The following is a 22877-nucleotide window of genomic DNA, read 5'->3' as shown; positions in this document are numbered from 1 at the left end:
CCGATCAGTGCGGCCGCCCGCAAACGCATGGCGGCCGCCCCCTGAAAAGGCAGCGCAAAGAACAATAATATGCGAGGCGAAATGTCCGATACTGCGTTTCGGCTGAAGGACATCGTCAAGGTTTTTCCCGGCGTCAAGGCGCTCGACGGCGCCAGTCTTGACGTTCGGCCTGGCGAGGTGCACGGCCTTGTCGGCGAGAACGGCGCGGGAAAATCGACGATCATCAAGGTTCTGGCGGGCATCTACCAGCCCGAAGGCGGCACAATCGAGATCGGCGGAGACGCACTCGATCCGGCGACGCCGGACAATGTGCATGCCGCCGGTGTGCGGTTCATCCACCAGGAATTGCATCTGGTTCCCCATTTCACGGTGACCGAATCGGTGTTCATGGGGCAGGAGATCGCCGGCCCGCTCGGCCTTGCACGGCGCGCCATGCGGCGCAAGGCGGAGACCTTTCTGCGCGATACGCTGGGCATCGAACTGCCCGGAAACCGGCTGATCCGCGATATCGGCCCTGCAGAGCGCAAGCTCGTGCAGGTCGCCCGCGCGCTGATCGACGGTCACGCGAAGGTCGTCGTCTTTGACGAACCGACGGCCCCGCTTGCGAGCGAGGAGGTGTTGAAGGTGATGCATGCGATTGCCAGGCTTAAGCGCCAGGGAATCGCGATCCTTTACGTTTCGCATTATCTGAACGAGATCACCGAAATCTGCGACCGGGTGACGGTCTTCCGCCAGGGGCGGGATGTCAGCCTGTTCGAGACGGTGACGGACGATATCGCGCCGGCGCTCGTCTCCGCCATGATCGGGCGAGAGCTCTCCGCCTTCTTCCCGGATAATCGCCGCACCCCGGGCGAAATCGCGCTTCGTATCGAAGGTCTCGGCGACGGCCATGCGTTCGAGGGCATCGACCTTTCCGTCCGTCGCGGCGAAATCTTCGGCATAGCCGGGCTGATCGGCTCGGGGCGCGAGGAACTGGTCGACACGCTTTACGGGCTTCGCCGCGCCGAGGCCGGCTCGGTCTCGCTCGACGGAAAGCCGATACAGCTGAAAACGGCGGCGCGGGCGGTCGAGCAGGGCTTCGTGCTGGTACCGCGCGACCGTCGCCATGACGGGCTGGTGCTGTCGATGACGGTTGAGGAAAACGCGACGCTGTCGACGCTCGACGAAAATGCCGCTTTCGGTCTTGTCGACAGGAAGAAGGCGCGGGCGAAGACCGAGGAACTGATCGGCGAACTCGATATCCGCCCGGCCAATCCCGCCGCCGTCACCCGTTTCTTAAGCGGCGGCAACCAGCAGAAGGTGGTTCTGGCCCGCTGGCTCGCCAAGGATGCGCGGGTCTTCATTTTCGACGAGCCCACGGTCGGCGTCGATGTCGGCGCGAAGGCGGAAATCTACCAGCTGATCGAACGGCTCGCCGAGGCCGGCGCGGTTGTTCTGATTTCATCATCAGACCCGGTCGAGCTTGTCGGCGTCTGCGACCGCGTTGCGGTGATGATGCGCGGCGCCGTCAGCCGGACGATCGATCGCGAGGCGCTGCAGGTCGACCGCCTCGTTGCGGCAACCACGGGCGCGGACGAAAGACGGGAGGCGGCCCATGCTTAGCAGATCCATCGCCCGCCATCGGCTGATGGCGGAGCTTGTCGGCTTCCTGCCGCTGATCATCTTTCTGGCGCTTCTGACCTATGTCGGGCTCAACGCGCCCAATTTCATGACGCTGTTCAACCTGAAGCTCGTCCTGATGCAGAGCCTGCCGGTGGTCCTGCTGGTGACCGGCCTGTCGGCCGTTGTCATGGCCGGCGGCGATGATGTGGTCTCCGGCGGCATCGATCTTTCGATCCCGGCAACGGCCGTGCTTTGCGCCGGCATCACGGCAGTCCTTCTGGCTTCGGGCCTGTCGCTTTTCGTAGCGTCGCTCGCCGCCCTTGCCGCAGCGCTTGCCGCCGGCGCGGTCAATGCCGTCTTGATCACGCGTCTCAGGATGACGCCGCTTCTGACCACGCTTGCCATGTTCGTGGCGCTGGTCGGCATCAACAACATGGTGACGTCGCGGCGGCGCATTAACCTGACCGATGGTCATATCGGGCTCTTGCGCGAGGACTTTGTCTTCGGCATTCCGCTCGGCATCGTGATCGTCGCCCTCGTCGTGATCGTCGCCTATCACCTCCTGCATCGCACGCGCTGGGGGCTCAACCTCCAGGCAGCCGGCGGCAGCCGCGATGCGGCGGAAATTTCAGGACTCAAGGTCGACCGGCTGGTTGCCCAGTCCTATCTGCTCGCCGCCTTCATGGGCTTCCTGACGGGCTTTTTCGTGCTGGCGCGCGGCAATGGCTATTCGCCGGGCGTTGAAAACAATCTCATGCTGGAAATGGTGCTGGCGAACTTCCTGGGGGCCGCCTTTTCGCCCCGCCGGGTGGTGACCATGTGGGGGGCCGTGCTGGGCGCGGTTCTGGTCGCCGCCATCTCGATCGGGCTGAAGACCATCGGCGTCAATGTCTTCTGGACCGACCTCGTCAAGGGCGCGCTGATCCTTGTGGTCGTGGCCCTGTCGGCAATTTCGCAAAGGGTGCAGTAATGGCAAGTGAAACCGCAAGCACGCCGCTCTGGCGCGATATCGTCGTCCGGTTCGGATTCCTCATCGTCTTTGCCCTCTTCGTCGTGTTCTTCGCCGCCTGGAACCCGGTTTTCGTCCAGGGCCAGAACCTGATGAACATCGTTGAAGGGTCCGCGATCCTGATGATCATCGCGCTCGGCATGACGCTGATCGTGGCGACCGGCGGCATCGATCTGTCCGTGGGCATCGCGCTCGATTTCGGCGCCGCCTTCGCGATTGTCGCCATGAAGAGCTTTGGCATTCACTGGTTCGGCGCGGCCTGTATCGGCATTGCCGGCGGCGCACTGGTCGGGTTGTTGAACGCGGCGCTGGTGGTCGGCCTGCGCATCAGCCCGTTTCTGGCGACGCTCGGCACCTTCTTCATCGGCTCCTCCGTGCAGCGCATCTTCACCAATGGCGGCGGGCCGATTTCCTATCGACAGATGCCGGATGAGTTCCGCAGCCTTGCCCTTGGCGACTTGTTCGGCATTCCCTCCGAAGTCATCATCGCGCTCGTGCTGGCCGCGATCTATTTCTTCGTGCTGGAACGCTCCGTCTGGGGCCGGCGCATTCATGCCATGGGCATGCAGCGTTCGGCGGCTGTCGTTGCCGGCATCAAGGTCAACCGGATCCTGTTCTTATGCTTTGTCATGGCGTCGGCGACCTGCGCTTTCGGCGGGCTGATTGCCGCTGCCAATATCCGCATGTTCACCCCGCTTTCAGGCTTTGCCTATCTGCTGGATGCCATTGCCGCCGTCTTCATCGGCGCAGCGCTTCATCCGCGCGGGCGGCCCAATATTCCGGGCACGGTGGCGGGCGTTCTGTTCCTCGGCGTGGTCACCAACGGGCTTAACCTGATGGGGCTGAACTTCAACACCAAGGACGCGCTTTCCGGCATCATCCTCGTTGCCGCCCTTGCGCTGGCCGTCGCCCAGCGCAACATGCGCAAGAGCTGAGACCACAGCGGCCCCGCTCAGGCGGGGCTGAACGTTCATGCGATCGGCGGACGGTCGATGGAAAGCGCGGGCAGGGGGCGGTCCCATTTTTCCACCCGCACAAGGCAGGTGTGGGCGATATTGCCCTGCGACAGGCCCGAGCAGCCCTTGTCGATGGTGAGCGCATTTGGATTGCCATGGACTTCCAGCAAAGCGCCGTCGACGATCTGCGGATCGTACCACGCGCCCGTCGGCAGGAAGATGCAGTCGGGCCTCAGCCCCTCATCGAACCGAAGCCCGGCAAGGCAGGCGCCGCGTTGGTTGGAGAGGCGGATAATATCGCGTTCGGCCAGTCCGTTGGCGCGCGCCGTTTCGGGATGCAGGTAGGCGGCCTCGCGGCACTTCACCTTGTCGGCAAGCGATTCCGAGCCGCGATCGTTCTGCGAGTGCAGCCGGGTGTCCGGCTGGCCGGAGATCAGCTGCAGCATGCCGTCTTTTGCTGCGCCGAGCCATTCGACCGGCGGCATCCAGGTCGGGTGGCCGGGGCAGTCGGCAAGCCCCATGGCGGCAATCTTTTCGTTGAAAAGGGTGATCCGGCCGCTTTCGGTGGCAAGCGGTGAACCTTCCGGATCGGCGGCAAAGGCGGACAGCGCGAGGCGCACCTCCTCCTCGTCAGGAATATCGAACCGGCCCTCGGCCTTGAAGGTTTCGAAATCAGGCAGGGCAAAGCCATGGGCCTCGGCCACCTTTTCGGCGCGCTCCCAGAGATGCTCCAGCCATTCGGCAGCGCTCTTGCCCTTGGTGAAGGACTCGCCAAAACCCATCCGCCCGGCAAGGCGGGCGAAGATCTCGTGGTCGTCCAGCGCCTCGCCCATCGGCGCATCGAGCGCTGACATGTAGATCAGGGCCGGATCGCGCCGGTTCATCATGATGTCTTCGCGCTCCAGCGGCGTCGTCGCCGGCAGCACGATATCGGCCCGGCGCGCCGTTGCCGTCCAGCTGTGCTCGTTGACGATTACCGTTTCGGGGCGCTGCCAGGCTTTCTCCAGCCGGTGAAGGTCCTGATGATGGTGAAACGGATTACCGCCGGTCCACCAGATGAGGCGGATATCCGCATAGGTGCGGGTCTCGCCATTATAGGCGTATTGCGATCCCGGATTGAGCAGCATATCGGCGATGCGGGCAACGGGAATGAAATCGCTGACCGGATTGATACCCTGCGGCAGGGATGGCCAGGGGATCAGCCGCGTCGGGCGGCCGACCGGCGTGGTGCAGCCGTAGCCAAAGGCATAGCCGCCGCCCGGCAGGCCGATCTGGCCGATGATGGCGGCAAGGGCGAGCCCGGCCCAGATCGGCTGTTCGCCATGGTCGCCGCGCTGCATCGACCATGTCATCGAGATCAGGCTGCGTTTTTCAGTCAGTTCCAGCGCGGTCTCGCGGATCGTATCGGCCGGAATATCGCAGATATCCGCAGCCCATTCGGCTGACTTCGCCGTACCGTCTGTCTTGCCCGCGAGATAATCGCGGAATGTGTCATAGCCGCTGGTGCAGCGCTTGAGGAAATCGTCATTCGCCCGTCCGGTGGCGATGATCTCCTGGCAGAGCGCCAGTAGGAGCGCGGTATCCGTGCCGGGCCGGATCGCCCACCATTCGGCCTTTTCAAGGTCGCCGCGACGCGGCGAGACCGAGATCAGCCGCGTCTTTCCATTGGCGAGGTTTTCAAGCCAGGGCGCAACCTCGTGCCGGGACGTGCCGGAGGAAGCGACCTGCGCGGTTCTGGGCGAAATGCCGCCAAAGGCGAGCATCAGTTCGCAGGCCCCGCTGACGGAAGGCATGGCCGTGACCTCATCCTGAAAGGCCCGGTTGGAGAGCCCCAGAATGTGGGGAAACAGCACTTCGGCGGCGGCGTGCGAATAGGTTTCGCGCGCCCCGACAAAACCACCGGCCAGATTGAGAAAGCGGCGCATCTGGCTTTGGGCATGGTGAAAGCGTCCGGCGCTCGACCAGCCATAGGAGCCGCCGAAAATCGCGCCATTGCCATGGGTCTCGCGCACCCTTGTCAGTTCCGACGCGCAATGCTCAAGCGCCTCGTCCCAACTGACTTCGAGATAACGGTCGCCCGAGCGCCCTGCACCGCCATCCCCTTCAAGCCAGCCCTTGCGGATGGCAGGTCGCATGATGCGGCTGTTACGGTCGCGTGAGGCGCTGGTCCAACCCTTGCCGATCCGCGAGGGTTGCGGATCACCCTCGACAGGCAAAAGCGTGCCGGTGTCGCGGTCGATGCGGTAGCTTCCCCAATGGGCGGCCGTATAGGGCATGTGAACCTCACATTTGCGGGTCGAGAATGATCTTGATCTGCACCTCGTCCGGCTCGGGACGTCGTTCGAGTGCTTCCTCGAACGCTTCCAGCGGATAGGTGTGCGTGACGCAGGCATCCCCATCTATAAGCCCGCGGCTCATCAAGTCCAGCGCCGTGCGATAGGTAAAGGGGGCCAGATGCCCGCCACGGATGTCGAGTTCCTTGAACTCCCCGAAAATGTTGAGGTCGACGGCGACCGGCTTCTTGTAGACGCCGAAGACGACAAGCCGGCCCGCTTTGCGCAGGAGTTCCAGGCCCAGCGTGAAGGCCTGTGTCTGGCCGGAGGCTTCGAGAAAAACATCCGCGCCGCGTCCATCCGTCAGGTCCGCCAAAGCCGTCTTCAGTTCGGGATCGTCCGGGTGGAAGGCCATGTCGGCGCCAAGCCTCAGGGCAAGCCTGCGTTTTGCGGCGCCGGGATTGACGAGGATGAGCTTGCGCGGCGTCTTCAGCCGGGCCGCCTGCAGCATCCCCATGCCGATCGGGCCGGCGCCGGAGACGACGACCACGTCCTCGAAGCCGATATCGGCGCGCTCGACTCCGTGAATGGCATTGGCCAGCGGTTCGGTGTAACAGGCCGCCGCGTTGGAGAGGTTTTCCGGCACCTTGTGGATCACGGCGTCGGCCGGATAGATCATGTATTGCGCCCAGCCGCCGTCGAGCGTCGCGCCGATCACGTCCATCCTGTCGGCGAGGTGGTAGAGGCCGCGCTGGCGGAAGAAGTCATTGCCGTAGGTGATGTTGAGTTCTGCCACGGCCCGGTCGCCGGCCTTAACGCCATGCCGCGCGCCGGCGCCGTCTCCCAGCTCGACCACCGTCCCCGTAAACTCATGGCCGGGCGTGAAGGGGAAGGGCAGCGACCAGGGGCCGGAACCGTCCCACATGGCCCGGTCTGCGGCGCAGATGCCGCTTGCATCGACCCTGACCAGAACCTCTCCCGGCTTCGGCTTCGGCACTTCGATGCCCGTCTCCAAACGATGCTGATAGCCAAAGCCGAGGCACCGCACGGCCTTCATTGTCGTCATTCCATCCTCCCTTTCTGCAGGCGGCTTCTCCCAAGCCGCGCGGCGGCGAATGTAGTGGCAAAGCCCGTCGACATAAACCGCTTGATTTTTACATTTGACTGAATTAATGACTTTTGTAAAGTTTGAAGGAGGAGCCCAGTGAGAAATTCCAAGACCACCGAAGAGGTCGCTCTCGGCATTCGCCGCCGCGTTTTCGAGCATTCGATCCGCAATAATGGCGGCTATCTCAGCCAGGCCTGTTCGGCCGGCGAGCAGCTTGCCTGGCTTTACAATGAGGAGCTCACTCTCGGCGCGCCGACGCTGCCGATGGTGCCGAAGCCGTTTGAGGGCGTGCCCTCGGCGCAGAATCCCGACTATCATACGGGCGCGGGCTATAACGGCCCCGCGACCCCGGAATTCGACCGGCTGTTCATCGCGCCTGCCCATTATGCGCTGGTGGCCTATGCGACGCTGATCGAGGTCGGCCGCATGGCGCCGGAGGGGCTTGCCATGTTCAACAAGGATGGTTCCTCCGTCGAGATGATCGGCGCGGAGCATTCGCCGGGCATGGAGGTGCATAACGGCACGCTCGGCATCGGTCTTTCAACGGCGGCGGGGCTGGCTTACGGTCGCAGAAGGCGCGGCGATACCGGCCGGACCTGGGTGTTCATGTCCGACGGCGAAGTGCAGGAAGGGCAGACCTGGGAGGCGGTTCAGGCGGCGGCCTATCACGGCATCGACAATCTCTATGCGATCATGGACGTCAACGACCAGCAATGCGACGGGGCGATGAGCTCGGTCATGGAGGTCGGCGATATCCGCACCAAGTTCAACAATTTCGGCGCCGTCTGCGTGGAGATCGACGGGCACGATGTCGACGCGATGCGCGAGGCGGTGAAGGAGCCGCATGCGGGCAAGCCGCTGATCATCCTGGCGCGGACAAACCCGTTCAACGCCATGCCGATCCTGGAGGAGCGGTTCCCGCGGCTTCATTACGTCCGCTTCAAGTCGGAAGACGAGCGCCAGCGCATGAATGTGTCGATCGCCAGGGATCTCGGCATCGAGCCGATCGACTACGCACACTGAGGAGACGGGAAATGGTAGAAATGGTGTCACGCCCCTATGCAACGGCGTTCGAGAAATTTGCCGCAGGCAATCCCGATATTCTCTGCCTTTCGGCGGATCTGACCTCATCTTGCGAAGTGGACGGGTTTCGCGACCGGCATCCCGATCAGTTCCTCTCGCTCGGCATGGCGGAGCAGAACATGATGAGTTTCGCCGGCGGGCTGGGGCTTGCCGGCTTCCGGCCGTTCATCCACACATTCGGCGTCTTCATGTATCGCCGGCCCTATGACCAGTTGATGGCCTCGATTGCCTATCCGCGTCGCAAGGTGCGGCTGATGGGCTTCCTTCCCGGTGTCACTACGCCCGGCGGCATGACCCATCAGTCGATCGAGGACATTGCGGTGATGCGGTCGATCCCGAACATGACCATCCTCGAAACCGGCGATGCGACCGAGGTGGAAAGCATCTGCGAGGCCGCCGACAGCATTGACGGGCCGGTCTGGTGCCGGGTGCTGCGGGGCTCCGTGCCGCGCTTGTTCGACACGCCGATCAAGGTCGGCGAGATGCGCGAACTGAGCGGCGGCGACGACGTTCTGGTGGTCACCGCAGGCATTACCACGGAAGAGGCGATGCGGGCGCGCTCGGCGTTGAAGAATGCCGGTCTTTCGATCCGCCATCTTCATCTCCACACGATCAAGCCGTTTGACGCCAAGGCGCTGCTCGATCATGTCGGTTCGGTGCGCCACGGGGTGATCACGCTGGAAAACCATGTGACCGAAGGCGGCATCGGCTCGCTTGTCGCCGAAACCATGGCGGACGCCGGCGTCGGCAAGCGGTTGATCCGCCTTGGCCTCAAGGACACCTATGCCCATGGCGGCTCGCGCGCCTATCTGATGCGCCACTATGGCCTCGATGCACTGGCGCTGGTGCGCGGCGTCGAGGACCTCGTCGGCGAAAGCTTCGGCATCGACGAGAGCGATCTTGATTCGGCCCGCGTCGAGGACGTCCATTCGCTGGTCAAGGCGGAGGCGCTTTAGCGCCGGCCTAAAGCAGAGCCGGGCGGTTTCGCCCGGCAGTCCTTCGCCCATGCGGCGCTCTGACAAAGGCGACAGGAGCGTTGCGAACTGGTAGAAAGCGTGCATGGAGAAGACACGCGACATACCGGTTTTCAGCCTTTTCGGAGAGACGACGCCGTTTCCGGACGTCGTTCACTGCGAGCGCTTTCGCGACCGCGCGCCGCAGCATGACTGGCATATCGGCGCCCATCGTCACGGGCAGATGGCGCAGGTCTTCATCATGCATCGCGGCGAGGCGATGATCCGGATCGACGAAGGGACGAGCCTGCTCGGCGACGGGCGGTTTCACTATGTCGCGCCGCAGGTGGTGCACGCGCTCACCATTGCCGGCGGCTCCGACGGCCATGTAATCTCCATCCCGGCCTTCGTGCTTTCAGGCATCGCCTCATCCTCCGCCGAGCTCGGCGAGCGTCTCGCCCGTCCCTTTTGCGGCGCCGCCGATCCGGCAATGCTTGGAATTCTCGGCGAGTTGACCGAGTGCTTTCGCTCCGCCCGGCCCTATCGCAATATGGTGCTGGTCGGCCTCACTCAGGCCTTTCTTGCCGCGATCGCGGCGGGGCAGGCCGATGCGCCTGATCCGGCCGCTTCGGGCTATGAACGCCAGCGCCGCCGCCTGGATGCATTGATGGCGGAACATCTCGGTGATCGCTGGCGACCGAAGGATTATGCCCGCGCCCTTTCCATTACCACCGGTCATCTGAGCCGGGTCTGCCGGGAGACCGTCGGACAAAGCGCCACGGATTATATCGAAAACGCCGTTCTCGCTGAAGCGTGCCGTCTGCTCGCCTTTACGCGCGAACCCGTGGCCGAGATCGGCTACAGGCTCGGCTATCGCGATCCCTCCTATTTCTCGCGCCGGTTCAGAGCGCTGAAAGACGTAACGCCCAGCGAATACCGCGAACGCTTCTCCACGGCGGCGGACTGAGCATCAGACAATCCGGCGAAGGTTCTGCTGCATTTTCACAAGCTGCGGAAGATAGGTCTCGACCAGCGTTTCGGCCGGCTCTGCGGTCGCCGCCATGCCGGTGTTGAGCGCGGCGAGCGTCTGGCCGCGACCGTCGATGATGGGAACGGCGATTGAGCGCAGGCCGGTCTCCACTTCCTGGTCGATCAGGGCGAAGCCGTCGCGCCGCGCCGCGGCGATCTTCTCCATGATCTCGTCGGGCGAGGAGAGGCTTGCCGGCGTGCGCGGGGAAAGGTCCGCGCTTTCGATCCGCGTCCGCGCCTCGGCCTCGGGCAGGGCGGCAAGCAGCACGCGGCCCATGGAGGTGCAATGGGCGGGAAGCCTGGAACCCGGCATCAGCCCGATCGACATCACCCGCCGCTGCGCCGCGCGCGCGATGTAGACGATCTCGGTGCTGTCGAGGATCGCGACCGAGCAGGACTGGCCGATCCGCTCGGACAGCTGGTCGAGCCAGGGCTGGACAAGCTGCGGCAGCGGCAGTGCGTTGAGCGCGCTCATGCCGAGCCGCAAGGCCTGCGGCGTCAGCGCGAAATACTTGCCGTCATAGCTGGCATAGCCCTCGGCATGCAGCGTCAGCAGGCAGCGCCGTGCGGTGGCCCGGTCAAGCCCGGTTGCCGCTGACACTTCGGCAATGGAAAGCCGGGGCGTATCGGCGCCGAAACAGGTGATGACGCGCAGGCCCTTGGCGAAGGAGGCGATGGTATCGGTCGGCCTGTCCATGGTCGGTCCTGTGTGCATAATGCGAACAATGGCCGCATTGTGCATGGTGCAGCCATTCCCGGCAAGCGAAACCGCGCTAAAGTCGAACGGGCAGGGGGGCTGCCAGGACGCGGGGTTTCAGCGTGGACACGGCGGCATCTTCGGGAGCGGCGGCTGCGATGCGGCACCAGGCGGCCCTGTAGAAGAGGTTCGCGGTCAGCAATGCAAAATCATGCGCTTCCTGCGACGGATCACCGGCTACGACAAGCCGCGCGCGCCAGTCCTGCCAGGCGGACAGGAGCGACGTCACATCGGCTTCATCGCCGCCAAGCTCACCGATCAAGACGGCAAAGGCATCGGCCCCCGCGCCACCGGCAAAGCGCAGGCCGCGCGTTGCCGTCGTCAGCGCGTGGATGCCGTTTGCGCCTTCATAGATGGCGGTGATGCGCGCGTCGCGCCAGACCTGCGACAGGCCGTATTCGGTCAGATAGCCATAGCCGCCGAGCACCTGAATGCCGAGATCGGCGGCGCGGATGCCGGCCTCGGAGGCAAACAGCTTGCAGACGGGGGTGAGGAAATCGACGAGCGCCGGGCGGTCTCCAAGCGCCATTTCCACCAGCGCCACATGGCACATGGCGCGGGCGCCAAGCGCAAGCGCCCTTTGTTCGTCGAGCATGCGCCGCACATCGGCATGGTCCGAGAGCATGGCCGGGTTGCCGTCCGCCTTGCGGCCCTGCTGGCGCTCGCCGGCATAGGCCGTTGCGATCGCGGATGCGCGTGCGGCATGGGCCACGCCCTGCAGCGAAACATCGATGCGGGCGTGGTTCATCACGGTGAACATCGCCTTCAGGCCCTCGCCCTCGACGCCGATCAGTTCGGCCGGTGTATCGTCGAACGCCATCTGGCAGGTGGGCGAGGCATGGAGGCCGAGCTTTTCCTCAATGCGGGTGATTTTGAGCGCGTCGCCGGCGCTGTTCTTGTCGCAGAGGAAAAGCGAAAGGCCCTTCACCCCGTCCTCGGCCGCGCCCGTGCGGGCAAGCACCAGATGCAGGATATTGTCGGAGATGTCCTGATCGCCGCCGGAGATGAAGATCTTCTCGCCGTTCAGCCGCCATACTTCGCCGTCCCTGCGGCCCGTGGTGCGGATGCGGCCGAGATCGGAGCCGGCGCCGGGCTCGGTCAGACACATGGTCGACAGCGTCTCTCCCGAAATCATTGACGGGATCCAGTCCTGTTGCTGCTTCTCGGTTCCGAAGCGCAACAGCGTCTCGACCGCCGCCGGCACCAGGCTCGAGACCATTTGCAGCGCATGATTGGCCCCGGAAAAGATTTCGGAGACCGCAGACGCGATGACCGGCGAAAGCCCCATGCCGCCGAAATCTTCCGGCGCGGTCAACCCCTGCCAGCCGCCGTCCGCCAACTGGCGAAAGGCATCGGCGAAGCCTTCCGGCATCTTAACCCGGCCATCTTCCAGGCGACAGCCCTCGGCATCGCCCGTGGCGTTGATGGGGGCGATCACCCCTTCGGCAAAATCGGCAAAATGACCGATGATCTCGGAGGCGAGCGCCTCGTCCCAGTCGGGCAGACGGTCGGCGCGGGCGACATCGCGCAGCGAGAACAGGATATCGTCAACGGGAGCAGAAAACGGGATCATCTCAGGCCTCCACGCCCAAAAGCCGCATGGCGTTTTCCTTCAGGATCAGCGGCCGCACCTCGTCGCGGAAGGCCGCCTTGTCGAAGGCGTCGAGCCATTTCTCCGGCGCGATCATCGGCCAGTCGGAGCCGAACAGCATTTTCTTCTTCAGAAGCGTGTTGGCGTAGCGCACCAGAATGTCCGGGAAATATTTCGGGCTCCAGCCGGAGAGATCGATATAGACATTCGGCTTGTGCTGGGCGACCGACAGGCTCTCCTCCTGCCAGGGGAAGGAGGGGTGAGCGAGAATGATCGGCATGTCGGGAAAATCGACCGCGACATCGTCGATATACATCGGATCGGAGTATTTCAGCCGCATGCCGTTGCCGCCTTTCATGCCGGAACCGACGCCCGTTTGACCGGTGTGAAACAGGGCCGGCTTGCCGGTCTCTGCAATTGCTTCATAAAGCGGATAGGCCATCCGGTCGTTCGGATAAAAACCCTGCATGGTTGGGTGGAACTTGAACCCCTGGACGCCGTGGTTCTCGACCAGATCGCGGACCTCCCGCGCGCCGAGCTTGCCCTTGGCCGGGTCGATGGAGGCGAAGGGAATGAGGATATCGCTTTCCTTGGCGCAGGCCTCGGCCACCTCGTAATTGTTGTATCGGCGATATCCGGTCTCGCGTTCGGCATCGACGGGGAAGATCACGGCGGCGATGTTCATTTTGCGATAATGCGCGGCCGTTTCCGGAATGGTTGGCGGGTGTGACCAGGGCGCGTTGAAATATTTCGCCATCGCCGACTGCAGCTCGTCATAGCCGTCATCTGCGTGGCAGCCGCAGCTTTCCTCGGCGTGTGTATGAAAATCGATGGCGCGAACCTTGGAGAAATCAACCATGTCTTTGTCCTTCAGACCCGGATCAGGGCCGGATCCTGGTTATCATAGAGCCGTTCGAGCAGCTCGGCACGGCGGGTGATGATCTTGCGGGTGTTGAGCGAGCCCTTGTCGGTGACCTCGCCATCCTTCAGGCTCGGGGGCTCGGCGAGAATGATGGCGCGGGCGATGCGTCGGGCAGAGCCGGTGGCCTTGCGCGCCAGAAGCCGAAGCTCCCAGTGGATCGCCGCCTGGAGATGCGCGTCGATCACCGCGCCCTCCGAGGTGTTGCCGTCATGCACGGCGTTCGGGTGCGGGAAGATGAAGAGGCCGATCTCGCCGCGGTCATGGCCGCAGACGACGACATCGCGCACCTGGCCTTTCAGCGCTTCCAGCGCTTCAAGTCTCAGGCGGCCGGCCTGCACCCAGGTGCCCGTCATCAGCTTGAAATCCTCAGAGACGCGGCCGTCGAAATAAAGCCCCCGGTCGTAGTCCTCGGGGTCGACGAAGCGCAGCGCATCGCCGGTGATGAGAAAGCCTTCCTCGTCGAAGCTTTCGGCGGTCTTTTCTTGGTCGCCAAAATAGCCGGGCATGACGTTGATGCCCTTGACCCTCACTTCACAACGCATCTCCGCGTCGGGCATGAGCTTGACCTCGGTGCCGGGAAGCGGCACGCCAATCACGCCGGATCGGCCAATCTGCTCGTGCAGCATGATTGTTGCCGGCGCGGTCTCCGTCATGCCCCAGGAGGCGATCATCAGCGGCAGCCGGCCCTGCACCTCCATCGCCATCTCCTCGAGCCTCGTCCAGATATCCTGCGGCAGCGAAGCGCCGGCGTAAAACAGCATGTCAAGGTCGCCGAAGAAGGCTTCGCGCAGGTGAAGGTCCTTCTCCATGGCGTGGACCAGCATGGAAAAGCCGACCGGCACGTTGAAGGCGAGGTTTCCCGGGTGCATCTTGATGTTCTCGATGCTCGTTGAAATGTCCCGCGCCGTTGGTTTGCCGTGGTCGATATAGAGGCTGCCGCCATGGGCCAGCATCATGTTGACATTGTGCGAGCCGCCAAAGACATGGTTCCACGGCAGCCAGTCGCAGATCACCGGCGGACGCTCCTTGATGAAGGGCAGGACCGAGGCCATCTGGCTCTGGTTGGCGCACATCATCCGCTGGGTCGTCATCACCGCCTTGGGGTTGGAGGTCGAGCCGGAGGTAAACAGCAGTTTCGCCAGCGTGTCGGGTCCGACCTTCGCATGGGCGGCGGCGAGATCAACCGCTGGATCGCCTTTCAACAGGTCCGAAAAGGCAATGACGGGGCGTGGTGCACCTTCGGTTTTTACAGCGACAACGGGAATATGATCGAACTCCGGCCGCGAAAGGGCGGCCGCGAACTTTCCCGCGTCGTCGACAAAGGCGAGCCCCGGATTGATTTTCGAGATCGCGTAGGCGAGCCGTCCGTGGGCCTCCTCTATCAGCGAATATTGTTCGGCGAGCGGCGCAGTCGGTATGCCGGCATATTGTGCGGCGAAGGAAAGCAGCGCGTGATCAACGCCGTTTCCGGACATGATCAGGATCGGCCGCTCGGGCCCGAAACCACGTGCGATAAGGCCTGCGGCGAGGGCGCGCACCATCTCCAGCACCTCGGCGTAGCCGTGTTCGCGCCAGCCTGCCCCGGCGCGTTCGGCAAGGAATGTGCGGTTCGGCGCTTGCCGCGCCCATTTCTCCAGCCATTCGCCGGTGTGGCGGACAACCGGGTCAAGCGGCACGTTGGACGTGGCCAAAAGCGTGCCGTCAGCGCGTTTTTCGATATTCACCGAATGCGCGACGAGCGTCAGTTCCTTTGCGCGGACTTCCATGTCTCATCCTCCCGAGGCTTTCGGGCCGCAAGCGCCGCGAAAGACCTCTCCTCTCAAAAAATCTTCGCTGACGGCGAGAAACCTCCTCCGCCTCTCGTCTTCAGAGCGCGCTGCTCACCCGCTGGAGCAGGCTCAGGAGAAGCGCCCGCTCCCCCGCATCCAGGATGGGGCCGAAAAGCGCTGTCTCATGGGCGTCCACCACCGCGCGCGCCTTCTCCCACAGCCGCCGTCCTTTCGGCGTCGCCCGCAGTGCATAGGTGCGCCGGTCGCCGGGCACGCGGTTGCGTGAAATGAGGTCGTCGCCTTCCAGCGCGTCAACCAGAACCACCATGCCGGAGCGCTCCAGCTTCAGGACCTGGGCAAGCTGCGACTGGGAGATATCCGGGTTCTCGACGACGACCGAGAGGGCCGAGAATGTCGCGACCTTGAGGCCGAGCGGGTCGAGCACGCGCTGCAGGTCCTCGCGCACGACGATGAAGCTCCGCTTCATGTTGTAGCCGATGAACGCGCGCAGCATGTCGTCGGTCGCGGTTGGCGCGTTGCGGTCGGCGTCTGCGGGTTCGTTTTTTTCGGGTCTGGCCATGTCTTAACCTTTCTCTCAGCCCGCGACGAGATCCACGAGCCAGAAGCTGAGCGCCGGAAACGCGATCAGCAGGATGATGCGCAGGAGTTCCGACAGGATGAAGGGGATGGTCCCGCCGAAGATGGTCTTGAGCGGTATGTGTTTTGCCATGGACGAGATGACAAAGAGATTCATGCCGACCGGCGGCGTGATCATGCCGACCTCGACCACCACAAGCGTGATGATGCCGAACCACAATGCTGTGTGCTCGGGCGTGAGCCCGAAGTCGAGTGCCATCACGGTCGGGAAGAACACCGGCACGGTGAGCAGGATCATCGAAAGGCTGTCCATGACGCAACCCATGATCAGATAGAAAACCACGATTGCGAGCATCACCGTCATCGGCGGCAGGCCCGACTGCGCGAACCATGCGGCGATGTCCGTCGGCATGCGGCTCAATGCCAGCGCCACGTTGAAGATGTCCGCGCCGAAGACGATGGCGAAGATCATTGCCGAGGCGGCTGCGGTGTCGATCAGCGAGCCGATCAGGTCGCGGACTGTGAGGCCTCCCGTCAGGACGCCGACCAGCAATGTCAGAACCACGCCCACCGATGCGCCCTCGGCGGGCGTGAAGAAGCCGCCATAGATGCCGCCGAGCACGACGACGAAGATGCCGACGATGTGCCAGATGCCGAGCACGGCGCGGAAGCGTTCGCGATAGGGCACGGGGTCGTGGTTCGGTCCCTGTTCGGGAAACAGCCGCACCACGATGGCAATGGCGATGAAGAAGCCGATGACGGCGATCGTCGCCGGAATGGTTGCCGCCAGGAACAGTTTGACGATGTTCTGCTCTGTCAGGAGTGCATAGATGATCAGCACCACCGAGGGCGGAATGAGGATACCAAGCGTGCCGCCGGCTGCCAGCGATCCGGCCGACAGCGCGCCGGAATAGCCGTGCTTGCGCATTTCCGGCAGGGCTACGCGGGCCATGGTGGAGGCCGTGGCGAGCGAGGAGCCCGAGATCGAACCGAACATGGCGCAACCGGCAACGGCCGCCATGGCGAGCCCCCCGCGAAAATGCCCGATCCAGGCGTTCGATGCGCCGAAGAGTTTCGCGGAAATGCCGCTGCGGGTGGCGATGTGACCCATCAGGATGAAGAGCGGCACGATCGCCAGCTCATACGACATGAACTTGTCGACCCAGGCGGTGTCGAGATAGAAGATCAGGCTCGAGGCGCCGCCGAGCAGGATATAGCCCGCCGCGCCGACGGCGCCCATGGCAAGGGCGATCGGCATTCTGAGAAAGATCAGCGCCAGCAGGATGACGATCATGCCAAGCGCAATGGCCATCGGTTCCATTACGCGCCCTCCGTCATGGGATTGCTTGCGCGGGCATTGACCAGATCGTCGATGCCGGTGATGAAGGCGACGAGCGCCGAAAGCCCGGTTCCGGCAACCGCCGGCAGATAGATCAGCCACAGGGGAAAGCCGAGCAGCATAGTGCGGTCGCCATAGCCGTAGATCGTCTCGAGGCCATGGGTCAGCCGCCAGCAGATCACCGTCCAACCAAGGCCGAACAGCACTGTCCAGAAACCATCGAGACGGCGCTGGCCGGCGGCGGGAAGCCAGTTGGTGAAGAGATCGACCATGACGTGGCCCTTGGTGAACTGGCAGTAGGGCAGAAAAAGCGAGGCGCAGGCCGCACAGACGAGTTCAACCGCTTCGAAATCGCCGCGGATGCCGCCAAAGCCGAAAATGCGCATCAGCACGGAAAGCGTGACCATCAGCGCGGCGGCGAAGGCGGCAAGCCCGCCCGCGCCGGCTGCGACGAGGCAAAGCCGGTAGAGCCAGACGAAGCGGGGGCGCGACGCCCCCCGCTTCTGAAGGCTGGATGGGGTTTTCTCCGCCATCAATCAGCCCTGATCCAGCAGTTCGTTGGCGCGCTTGAGGATTGCCGCGCCGTCATAGCCCTTGTCATCGAGCTTCTTCTGCCAGTTGGCGACGACCGGTTCGGAGACCTTGCGCCATTCGGCGATCACGTTGGCCGGGATCTCGACGATCTCGTTGCCATGTTCTCGGACAACCTTTTCGCCGGCGGCCTCGGCCTGGTCGAAGGAGATGCCGAGACGCTTCGACAGTTCGGGGCCGGAATGGGCGTCGAGTGCCTTGCGGGCGTCCTCGGGCATGGCCTCATAGGCGCGTTCGTTCATCACCAGCGAGAAGGTGTTGGTGTAGATGCCGCGCGCGCCGGGGGCGGGCATGGCGGAATAGCGCGTCAGTTCCTGCAGTTTGAAGGCCGGCACCACCTCGAAGGGCAGGCAGCAACCGTCGATCACGCCGTTGGAAAGGCCGACGACCATCTCGGTAACCGGGAAGAACACGACTTCCGCGCCGAGGTTCGTCAGCAGTTCGCCCGTCGACTGGTTGGGCGCGCGAAGCCGCATGCCGCTCATGTCGGCGGTTGAGGTGATCCCCTTGTCGCGGGTGTGCAGCTTGCCGCCGGCATGGGTATGGAAGGCAAGCGGCTTCATGCCCTTGTATTCGTCCTGACCGAATTCGCGCATCAGCGTATCCATCGCCACGGAGGTCTTTTCCGCGTCCGTGACCATGAAGGGCAGCGCCATGGTCTCGGCAACCGGAAAACGGTCCGGTGTGTAGACCGGCAGCGTCCAGGCGATATCGACGATCCCCTGGCGGGCCTGATCGGCGAGCTGCGGCGCCTTGCCGCCAAGCTGCATGGCCGGGAAAATCTGCACCTCGATCGCCCCGTTGGAGGCCTCGGCGAGTTCCTTGGCCCAAGGCTCGAACACTTGTCTTTGCACCGGCGCCATGGCCGGCAGGAAGTGGTGCAGTTTCAGCGTCACCTCGGCCGCATGCGCCTGGCGCAGGAATACGGGGGCGGCCAGCGCCGTGCCCAATGCGGCAAGCGCCGTGCGGCGGGTCATTTTCAAACGATCAGTCATGACGGTTCTCCTCCCTTAAGACTGACTGGACGATATACGCGTGGTTTTTCGCCCGCCTCTCTCTCGGCGGAAGCAAAAGCCGGTCTAACGAAAGACCGGCGCGCGCTTTTGCAGAAAAGCATTGAGGCCTTCTTCGGCATCCGCGCTCGTCTGCGATACGGCCGCGCACAGGCTTTCGGCAAAGAGCCCGTCCGCGCGCGGCATGTCTGCGATCCGGCTGATCGCCTGGATCATCATGTAATTCGAAAGCTGGGCGTTCTTCGCGATCCTGGCCGCCAGCTCGCGGGCCATGGGCAGCGCCTCGCCGTCGCCGACGCTGTAATGGGTGAGGCCCAGCATCAGGCCTTCCTCGGCATTGTATTTGCGCCCCGTCAGCATCATCTCGCGCATCCGGTCGGGGCCGAGGATGCGGCCGACGCCGACGGTCGCGCCGCCGCCGACGAAGATGCCGCGCATGCCTTCCGGCAGCTGGAAGATCGTCGAGGGCTCGGCGATGCGCACATGGGTGGCGGATGCAAGCTCCAGCCCGCCGCCGATCACCGCGCCGAACATGGCGGAGACGACCGGCAGGCCGGAAAACTGGATGCGTTCCATCACCCGGTGCCAGTTGCGCGAATGATACATCGTGCCCTCCGCGTCGCGGGCGACATGTTCTGCAAGGTCGAGACCGGAGCAGTAGTGCCCGCCGGCGCCGGTCAGGATGATGACGCGGATGTCCTGCGGCGGCTTGCTGAAGAAGGCATCCAGCGCGTCCAGCAGGGCATCGCACATGGCATTGCGCTTTTCGGGCCGGTTCATGGTCAAGGTCGCGACCGGGCCGTCGATCTCGACCGTCAGGATATCGGCGCTGTCAAAGTGGGTCTTGGTCATGCGTTCTGTTCTTTCTCGAATTCGTCTCGCCGGCTTCTATTTCGGCGGCATCCGCGCCGCGGCGTCGAGCCTGATCACCGAACCGTTCAGCATCGGGTTCTCGACGATCTGCTCCGCCAGCCGGGCATATTCATCAGGCAGGCCCATCCGGCTCGGAAAGGGCACGTTGGCGAGGATTTCGGCGCGAATGTCATCCGGCAGGCCGGCGCTCATGCCTGTCTCGAAGAGTCCGGGCGCGATGGTCATGACGCGGATACCGAAACGGGCGAGCTCGCGGGCGGCCGGCAGCGTCATCGCGGTGACCCCGCCCTTGGAGGCGGAATAGGCTGCCTGGCCGATCTGCCCGTCTTCATAGGCGACGGAGGCGGTGTTGACGATCACGCCGCGCGCGCCGTCCTCGTCAAGCGGCGCGGCCGCGGCCATGACGCGCGCAGCGATATTCATCACTGTGTAGGTGCCCAGAAGGTTGATCCGGAGCGTGCGTTCGAAGAGGTCGATGGTCAGCGACCCGTCGCGCGGCAGGATGCGCGATGCCGTTCCGATCCCGGCGCAGGAGACCACGATGCGCGGCGCGCCGTGTTCACGCGTCACGTCCGTGAAAATAGCCTCGACGGCCGAGGCGTCGGAGACGTCGGCGCCATAACCGACGCCGCCGATTTCCGCTGCCGTTTTCTCGGCGGCCTCCGCCGACAGGTCGAGGACGACGACCTTCGCGCCGCGAGCGGAAAGCCTTCTCGCCGTTGCCTCTCCGAGGCCACTCGCGGCCCCCGTGACCAGCGCCACTTCACCTTCGATCTTCATGCAATCTCCTCAACTCCCGATCGTGATTAGAGCCAGCTTTAAATTGTTTTGTCAATGAACAGTTTTTATAATCTCATAATTTTTGATAAACCACAGGAATGCACGATTAGTGCCATTCATTGCCGTTTTCGTGCATTTCCTGCGGCTCGGCGCGGCGTTAACGTCAAGCCGCAAGGACGGAGGAGGTCTTTCATGAAAACGCAAGTCGCCATTATCGGGGGCGGGCCGTCCGGCCTGCTTCTGTCCCAGCTTTTGAACCGGCAGGGCATCGAAACCGTTATTCTCGAGCGGTCCAGCCGCGATCACGTTCTGTCGCGCATCCGTGCCGGCATTCTCGAATGGGGCGCGGTCGAACTGTTGCGCGAGGCCGGCGTCGGCCAGCGCATGGATGCCGAAGGCATCGCTCACGACGGATGTGTGCTCTCCGACAATGATCTTCAGGTGCGCATCGATTTTACCGGGCTTACCGGTCGCAAGGTCATGGTCTACGGCCAGACCGAGGTGACTGCCGACCTCTACGCGGCTCAGGACGCCATGGGAACTCCAGTATTTCATGGCGTCGAGGACGTGGTGATCGGTGACCTCGATCAGGAGCAGTCGAGCGTGAGCTTCACCCATGAGGGGGGGCGCAAGACGATCGCCTGTTCCTATGTCGCCGGTTGCGACGGCTTTCACGGCGTGTCCCGCCGGACCATTCCCGCGGAGAAGCGCCGGGAATTCGAGCGCGTCTATCCCTTCGGCTGGCTCGGCATCCTGTCGCGCACGCCGCCGGTGCATGACGAACTGATCTACGCCAATTCCGACCGCGGTTTCGCGCTCGCCTCCATGCGCAGCAAGACGCTGAGCCGCTATTATGTGCAGGTGCCGCTTTCCGATAAGGCCGAGGACTGGTCGGACGCTGCCTTCTGGGACGAGTTGAAACGTCGCCTACCGAGCGAAGTCTCTGCACGATTGGTGACAGGAGATTCGATCGAGAAGAGCATCGCGCCGTTGCGCTCCTTCGTTTCCGAGCCGCTTCGCTGGGGCAATCTCTTCCTCGTCGGCGATGCCGCGCACATCGTGCCGCCGACCGGCGCCAAGGGGCTCAATCTCGCCGCCTCCGATGTCTGGTATCTCTTCCATGCGCTCGTCGAGCGGTTCGGTTCCGGCTCTTCGGCGGGCATCGACGCCTATTCCGGCCGGGCGCTGCAACGCATCTGGAAGGCGATGCGCTTCAGTTGGCAGATGACCATGCTGTTGCATCGCTTCGATGACGAGGACAGTTTTGCCGCCGAGATGCGCAAGGCGAGCCTCTTGCACCTGTCGCAATCGGAGACCGCGCGACGGGAATTGGCCGAAAATTACATCGGTCTGCCTTACTGAGGCGCCTTGTCCCTGATGACCCGGCCCTTCTTCAAGGGGAGCCGGGCCGATATTCACATGCAGTGCGTCAAAGCCGCTCGACCGCGACGGCAATGCCCTGACCAACGCCGATGCACATGGCGGACAGCGCCTTTTCGCCCGGCTTCAGTTCCAGCATGGCCGTACCGGTGATGCGCGCGCCGGACATGCCGAGGGGATGGCCAAGCGCGATCGCCCCGCCGTTCGGGTTGACGCGCGGATCGTCATCGGCAATGCCGAGGTCGCGCAATGTCGCAAGCGCCTGCGAGGCAAAGGCCTCGTTGAGCTCTACCACCGAGAAATCGCCGGTCTGAAGCCCGAGCCGGCGCATCAGCTTGCGCGCCGCAATCGCCGGGCCGAAGCCCATGATGCGCGGCGCGACCCCGGCGGTTGCGCCGCCAAGCACGCGTGCGATCGGGTTGAGGCCGTGCCGTACGGCGGCCGCTTCGCTCGCCAGAACGAGCGCGGCCGCGCCGTCATTGACGCCCGACGCGTTGCCGGCCGTCACCGTGCCGCCGGCGCGGAAAGGCGTGGGGAGACGGGAGAGCACCTCGACGGTCGTTTCCGGGCGGGGCTGTTCGTCGCTCGCGACGATCCTCGGCTCGCCCTTGCGCTGGGGGACGGAGACCGGCGTGATCTCCTGCGCCAGTCGGCCGTTGTCCAGCGCGCGCGCTGCCTTTTGCTGCGAGGCGCAGGCAAAGGCGTCCTGGTCTTCCCGGCTGATGGAAAAGTCGTCCGCTACGTTCTCGCCGGTCTCCGGCATGGAGTCGACGCCGTAGCGCGCCTTCATCTCGGGGTTCACGAAACGCCAGCCAATAGTCGTGTCGTAGATTTCCGCGTTGCGCGAAAAGGCCGTTTCGGCCTTCGGCATTACAAAGGGCGCGCGGGACATGGATTCCACGCCGCCGGCAATGATCAGTTCCGCCTCCTCGGCGCGAATGGCGCGCGCGGCGGTGATGACGGCGTCCATGCCGGAGCCGCAGAGCCGGTTCATGGTCGTGCCCGGCACTTCGACCGGCAGGCCGGCAAGCAGTGCGGCCATGCGCGCCACATTGCGGTTGTCCTCGCCTGCCTGGTTGGCGCAGCCGAGGATCACCTCGTCGACGCCCGACCAGTCGGTCTTCGAGTGGCGCTCCATCAGCGCGCGGATCGGGATCGCGGCAAGATCATCGGCCCTGACGGCGGAAAGCGCGCCGCCGAAACGGCCGATCGGGGTGCGGATATAGTCGCAGATATAGACGTCTTTCATGGA

The 22877-nt window shown here is 63.9% G+C and carries 20 protein-coding genes; 7 read left to right on the top strand and 13 right to left on the bottom strand.

Features of this window, described 5'->3' with window-relative positions:
• Positions 1–81: 81 nt before the first annotated feature.
• Genes FF124_RS05345 through FF124_RS05335 form a run of 3 tightly spaced genes read left to right on the top strand, consistent with a single transcriptional unit; the run spans position 82 to position 3546 of the window.
• Positions 82–1602: a sugar ABC transporter ATP-binding protein gene (locus tag FF124_RS05345; RefSeq protein WP_210237441.1), complete on the top strand. Its 1521-nt coding sequence runs from the start codon at positions 82–84 to the stop codon at positions 1600–1602.
• Positions 1595–2572, top strand: a complete 978-nt coding sequence (locus FF124_RS05340) for an ABC transporter permease (protein ID WP_138747470.1) — start codon at positions 1595–1597, stop codon at positions 2570–2572. The genes FF124_RS05345 and FF124_RS05340 overlap by 8 nt, the downstream gene beginning before the upstream one ends.
• On the top strand, positions 2572–3546 hold the full coding sequence (locus FF124_RS05335) for an ABC transporter permease (RefSeq protein WP_138747469.1): 975 nt from the start codon (positions 2572–2574) through the stop codon (positions 3544–3546). Before FF124_RS05340 ends, FF124_RS05335 begins: the two co-directional genes overlap by 1 nt.
• Positions 3547–3581: 35 nt before the next feature.
• Here the strand turns inward: FF124_RS05335 and FF124_RS05330 are convergent, their stop codons facing one another.
• The gene (locus tag FF124_RS05330) at positions 3582–5843 is read right to left on the bottom strand and encodes a molybdopterin-dependent oxidoreductase (protein WP_138747468.1); all 2262 of its coding nucleotides are present in this window, start codon (positions 5841–5843) and stop codon (positions 3582–3584) included.
• A gap of 7 nt (positions 5844–5850) precedes the next feature.
• A complete protein-coding gene (locus FF124_RS05325; RefSeq protein ID WP_187326822.1) occupies positions 5851–6906 on the bottom strand; it encodes a zinc-binding dehydrogenase in 1056 nt (351 codons plus the stop codon).
• A gap of 138 nt (positions 6907–7044) precedes the next feature.
• Between FF124_RS05325 and FF124_RS05320 the strand changes: the two genes are divergently transcribed.
• From FF124_RS05320 to FF124_RS05310, 3 genes are all read left to right on the top strand, one after another.
• Positions 7045–7971, top strand: coding sequence for a thiamine pyrophosphate-dependent enzyme (locus FF124_RS05320; protein WP_138747466.1), 927 nt, complete (start codon positions 7045–7047; stop codon positions 7969–7971).
• A gap of 11 nt (positions 7972–7982) precedes the next feature.
• Positions 7983–8987, top strand: a complete 1005-nt coding sequence (locus FF124_RS05315) for a transketolase family protein (protein WP_138747465.1) — start codon at positions 7983–7985, stop codon at positions 8985–8987.
• A gap of 103 nt (positions 8988–9090) precedes the next feature.
• On the top strand, positions 9091–9951 hold the full coding sequence (locus FF124_RS05310; protein WP_138747464.1) for a helix-turn-helix domain-containing protein: 861 nt from the start codon (positions 9091–9093) through the stop codon (positions 9949–9951).
• Positions 9952–9954: 3 nt separating this feature from the next.
• Here the strand turns inward: FF124_RS05310 and FF124_RS05305 are convergent, their stop codons facing one another.
• The 10 genes from FF124_RS05305 to FF124_RS05260 form a co-directional block, all read right to left on the bottom strand.
• Positions 9955–10710 (bottom strand): IclR family transcriptional regulator domain-containing protein, encoded by a 756-nt coding sequence (locus tag FF124_RS05305; protein WP_138747463.1) that lies wholly within the window; start codon positions 10708–10710, stop codon positions 9955–9957.
• A gap of 76 nt (positions 10711–10786) precedes the next feature.
• The gene (locus FF124_RS05300; RefSeq protein WP_138747462.1) at positions 10787–12343 is read right to left on the bottom strand and encodes an acyl-CoA dehydrogenase family protein; all 1557 of its coding nucleotides are present in this window, start codon (positions 12341–12343) and stop codon (positions 10787–10789) included.
• 1 nt (position 12344) lies between these two features.
• Entirely contained in the window at positions 12345–13220 is an 876-nt protein-coding gene (locus FF124_RS05295) for an amidohydrolase family protein (RefSeq protein WP_138747461.1), read from the bottom strand.
• 11 nt (positions 13221–13231) lie between these two features.
• Positions 13232–15049, bottom strand: a complete 1818-nt coding sequence (locus tag FF124_RS05290; RefSeq protein ID WP_138747460.1) for a feruloyl-CoA synthase — start codon at positions 15047–15049, stop codon at positions 13232–13234.
• A 100-nt stretch (positions 15050–15149) separates the two neighbouring features.
• Complete coding sequence (locus FF124_RS05285; protein WP_138747459.1) at positions 15150–15632, bottom strand: MarR family winged helix-turn-helix transcriptional regulator; 483 nt, start codon at positions 15630–15632, stop codon at positions 15150–15152.
• 15 nt (positions 15633–15647) lie between these two features.
• Entirely contained in the window at positions 15648–16970 is a 1323-nt protein-coding gene (locus tag FF124_RS05280) for a TRAP transporter large permease (protein ID WP_138747458.1), read from the bottom strand.
• Positions 16970–17521, bottom strand: coding sequence for a TRAP transporter small permease (locus FF124_RS05275; RefSeq protein WP_138747457.1), 552 nt, complete (start codon positions 17519–17521; stop codon positions 16970–16972). Before FF124_RS05275 ends, FF124_RS05280 begins: the two co-directional genes overlap by 1 nt.
• Before the next feature lie 3 nt (positions 17522–17524).
• Positions 17525–18574 carry a TRAP transporter substrate-binding protein gene (locus FF124_RS05270; RefSeq protein ID WP_210237440.1) on the bottom strand — a complete coding sequence of 350 codons (1050 nt, stop codon included), beginning with the start codon at positions 18572–18574 and terminating at the stop codon, positions 17525–17527.
• An 84-nt stretch (positions 18575–18658) separates the two neighbouring features.
• Positions 18659–19444, bottom strand: coding sequence for a crotonase/enoyl-CoA hydratase family protein (locus tag FF124_RS05265; protein ID WP_138747456.1), 786 nt, complete (start codon positions 19442–19444; stop codon positions 18659–18661).
• A 36-nt stretch (positions 19445–19480) separates the two neighbouring features.
• Positions 19481–20245 carry an SDR family NAD(P)-dependent oxidoreductase gene (locus FF124_RS05260; RefSeq protein ID WP_138747455.1) on the bottom strand — a complete coding sequence of 255 codons (765 nt, stop codon included), beginning with the start codon at positions 20243–20245 and terminating at the stop codon, positions 19481–19483.
• A gap of 192 nt (positions 20246–20437) precedes the next feature.
• On the opposite strand from FF124_RS05260, the gene pobA reads away from it, so the two are divergent.
• A complete protein-coding gene (gene pobA, locus FF124_RS05255; RefSeq protein WP_138747454.1) occupies positions 20438–21607 on the top strand; it encodes a 4-hydroxybenzoate 3-monooxygenase in 1170 nt (389 codons plus the stop codon).
• 67 nt (positions 21608–21674) lie between these two features.
• Here pobA and pcaF read toward each other — a convergent pair whose 3' ends face one another.
• Positions 21675–22874 (bottom strand): 3-oxoadipyl-CoA thiolase, encoded by a 1200-nt coding sequence (pcaF, locus tag FF124_RS05250; protein ID WP_138747453.1) that lies wholly within the window; start codon positions 22872–22874, stop codon positions 21675–21677.
• Positions 22875–22877 lie beyond the last annotated feature (3 nt).

It is taken from the genome of Martelella lutilitoris (assembly GCF_005924265.1).
Lineage (GTDB): Bacteria > Pseudomonadota > Alphaproteobacteria > Rhizobiales > Rhizobiaceae > Martelella > Martelella lutilitoris.
The sequence above is the reverse complement of the archived record's forward strand: the minus strand, read 5'-3'. Positions and strand labels throughout refer to the sequence as shown.

What these genes read in the sequence shown, in the direction of transcription:
- FF124_RS05345 (WP_210237441.1), top strand. Translation starts at nt 82, where the DNA reads ATGTCCGATACTGCGTTTCGGCTGAAGGACATCGTCAAGGTTTTTCCC.
- FF124_RS05340 (WP_138747470.1), top strand. Translation starts at nt 1,595, where the DNA reads ATGCTTAGCAGATCCATCGCCCGCCATCGGCTGATGGCGGAGCTTGTC.
- FF124_RS05335 (WP_138747469.1), top strand. Translation starts at nt 2,572, where the DNA reads ATGGCAAGTGAAACCGCAAGCACGCCGCTCTGGCGCGATATCGTCGTC.
- FF124_RS05330 (WP_138747468.1), bottom strand. Translation starts at nt 5,843, where the DNA reads ATGCCCTATACGGCCGCCCATTGGGGAAGCTACCGCATCGACCGCGAC.
- FF124_RS05325 (WP_187326822.1), bottom strand. Translation starts at nt 6,906, where the DNA reads ATGACGACAATGAAGGCCGTGCGGTGCCTCGGCTTTGGCTATCAGCAT.
- FF124_RS05315 (WP_138747465.1), top strand. Translation starts at nt 7,983, where the DNA reads ATGGTAGAAATGGTGTCACGCCCCTATGCAACGGCGTTCGAGAAATTT.
- FF124_RS05310 (WP_138747464.1), top strand. Translation starts at nt 9,091, where the DNA reads ATGGAGAAGACACGCGACATACCGGTTTTCAGCCTTTTCGGAGAGACG.
- FF124_RS05305 (WP_138747463.1), bottom strand. Translation starts at nt 10,710, where the DNA reads ATGGACAGGCCGACCGATACCATCGCCTCCTTCGCCAAGGGCCTGCGC.
- FF124_RS05300 (WP_138747462.1), bottom strand. Translation starts at nt 12,343, where the DNA reads ATGATCCCGTTTTCTGCTCCCGTTGACGATATCCTGTTCTCGCTGCGC.
- FF124_RS05295 (WP_138747461.1), bottom strand. Translation starts at nt 13,220, where the DNA reads ATGGTTGATTTCTCCAAGGTTCGCGCCATCGATTTTCATACACACGCC.
- FF124_RS05290 (WP_138747460.1), bottom strand. Translation starts at nt 15,049, where the DNA reads ATGGAAGTCCGCGCAAAGGAACTGACGCTCGTCGCGCATTCGGTGAAT.
- FF124_RS05285 (WP_138747459.1), bottom strand. Translation starts at nt 15,632, where the DNA reads ATGGCCAGACCCGAAAAAAACGAACCCGCAGACGCCGACCGCAACGCG.
- FF124_RS05280 (WP_138747458.1), bottom strand. Translation starts at nt 16,970, where the DNA reads ATGGAACCGATGGCCATTGCGCTTGGCATGATCGTCATCCTGCTGGCG.
- FF124_RS05275 (WP_138747457.1), bottom strand. Translation starts at nt 17,521, where the DNA reads ATGGCGGAGAAAACCCCATCCAGCCTTCAGAAGCGGGGGGCGTCGCGC.
- FF124_RS05270 (WP_210237440.1), bottom strand. Translation starts at nt 18,574, where the DNA reads ATGACTGATCGTTTGAAAATGACCCGCCGCACGGCGCTTGCCGCATTG.
- FF124_RS05265 (WP_138747456.1), bottom strand. Translation starts at nt 19,444, where the DNA reads ATGACCAAGACCCACTTTGACAGCGCCGATATCCTGACGGTCGAGATC.
- FF124_RS05260 (WP_138747455.1), bottom strand. Translation starts at nt 20,245, where the DNA reads ATGAAGATCGAAGGTGAAGTGGCGCTGGTCACGGGGGCCGCGAGTGGC.
- pobA (WP_138747454.1), top strand. Translation starts at nt 20,438, where the DNA reads ATGAAAACGCAAGTCGCCATTATCGGGGGCGGGCCGTCCGGCCTGCTT.
- pcaF (WP_138747453.1), bottom strand. Translation starts at nt 22,874, where the DNA reads ATGAAAGACGTCTATATCTGCGACTATATCCGCACCCCGATCGGCCGT.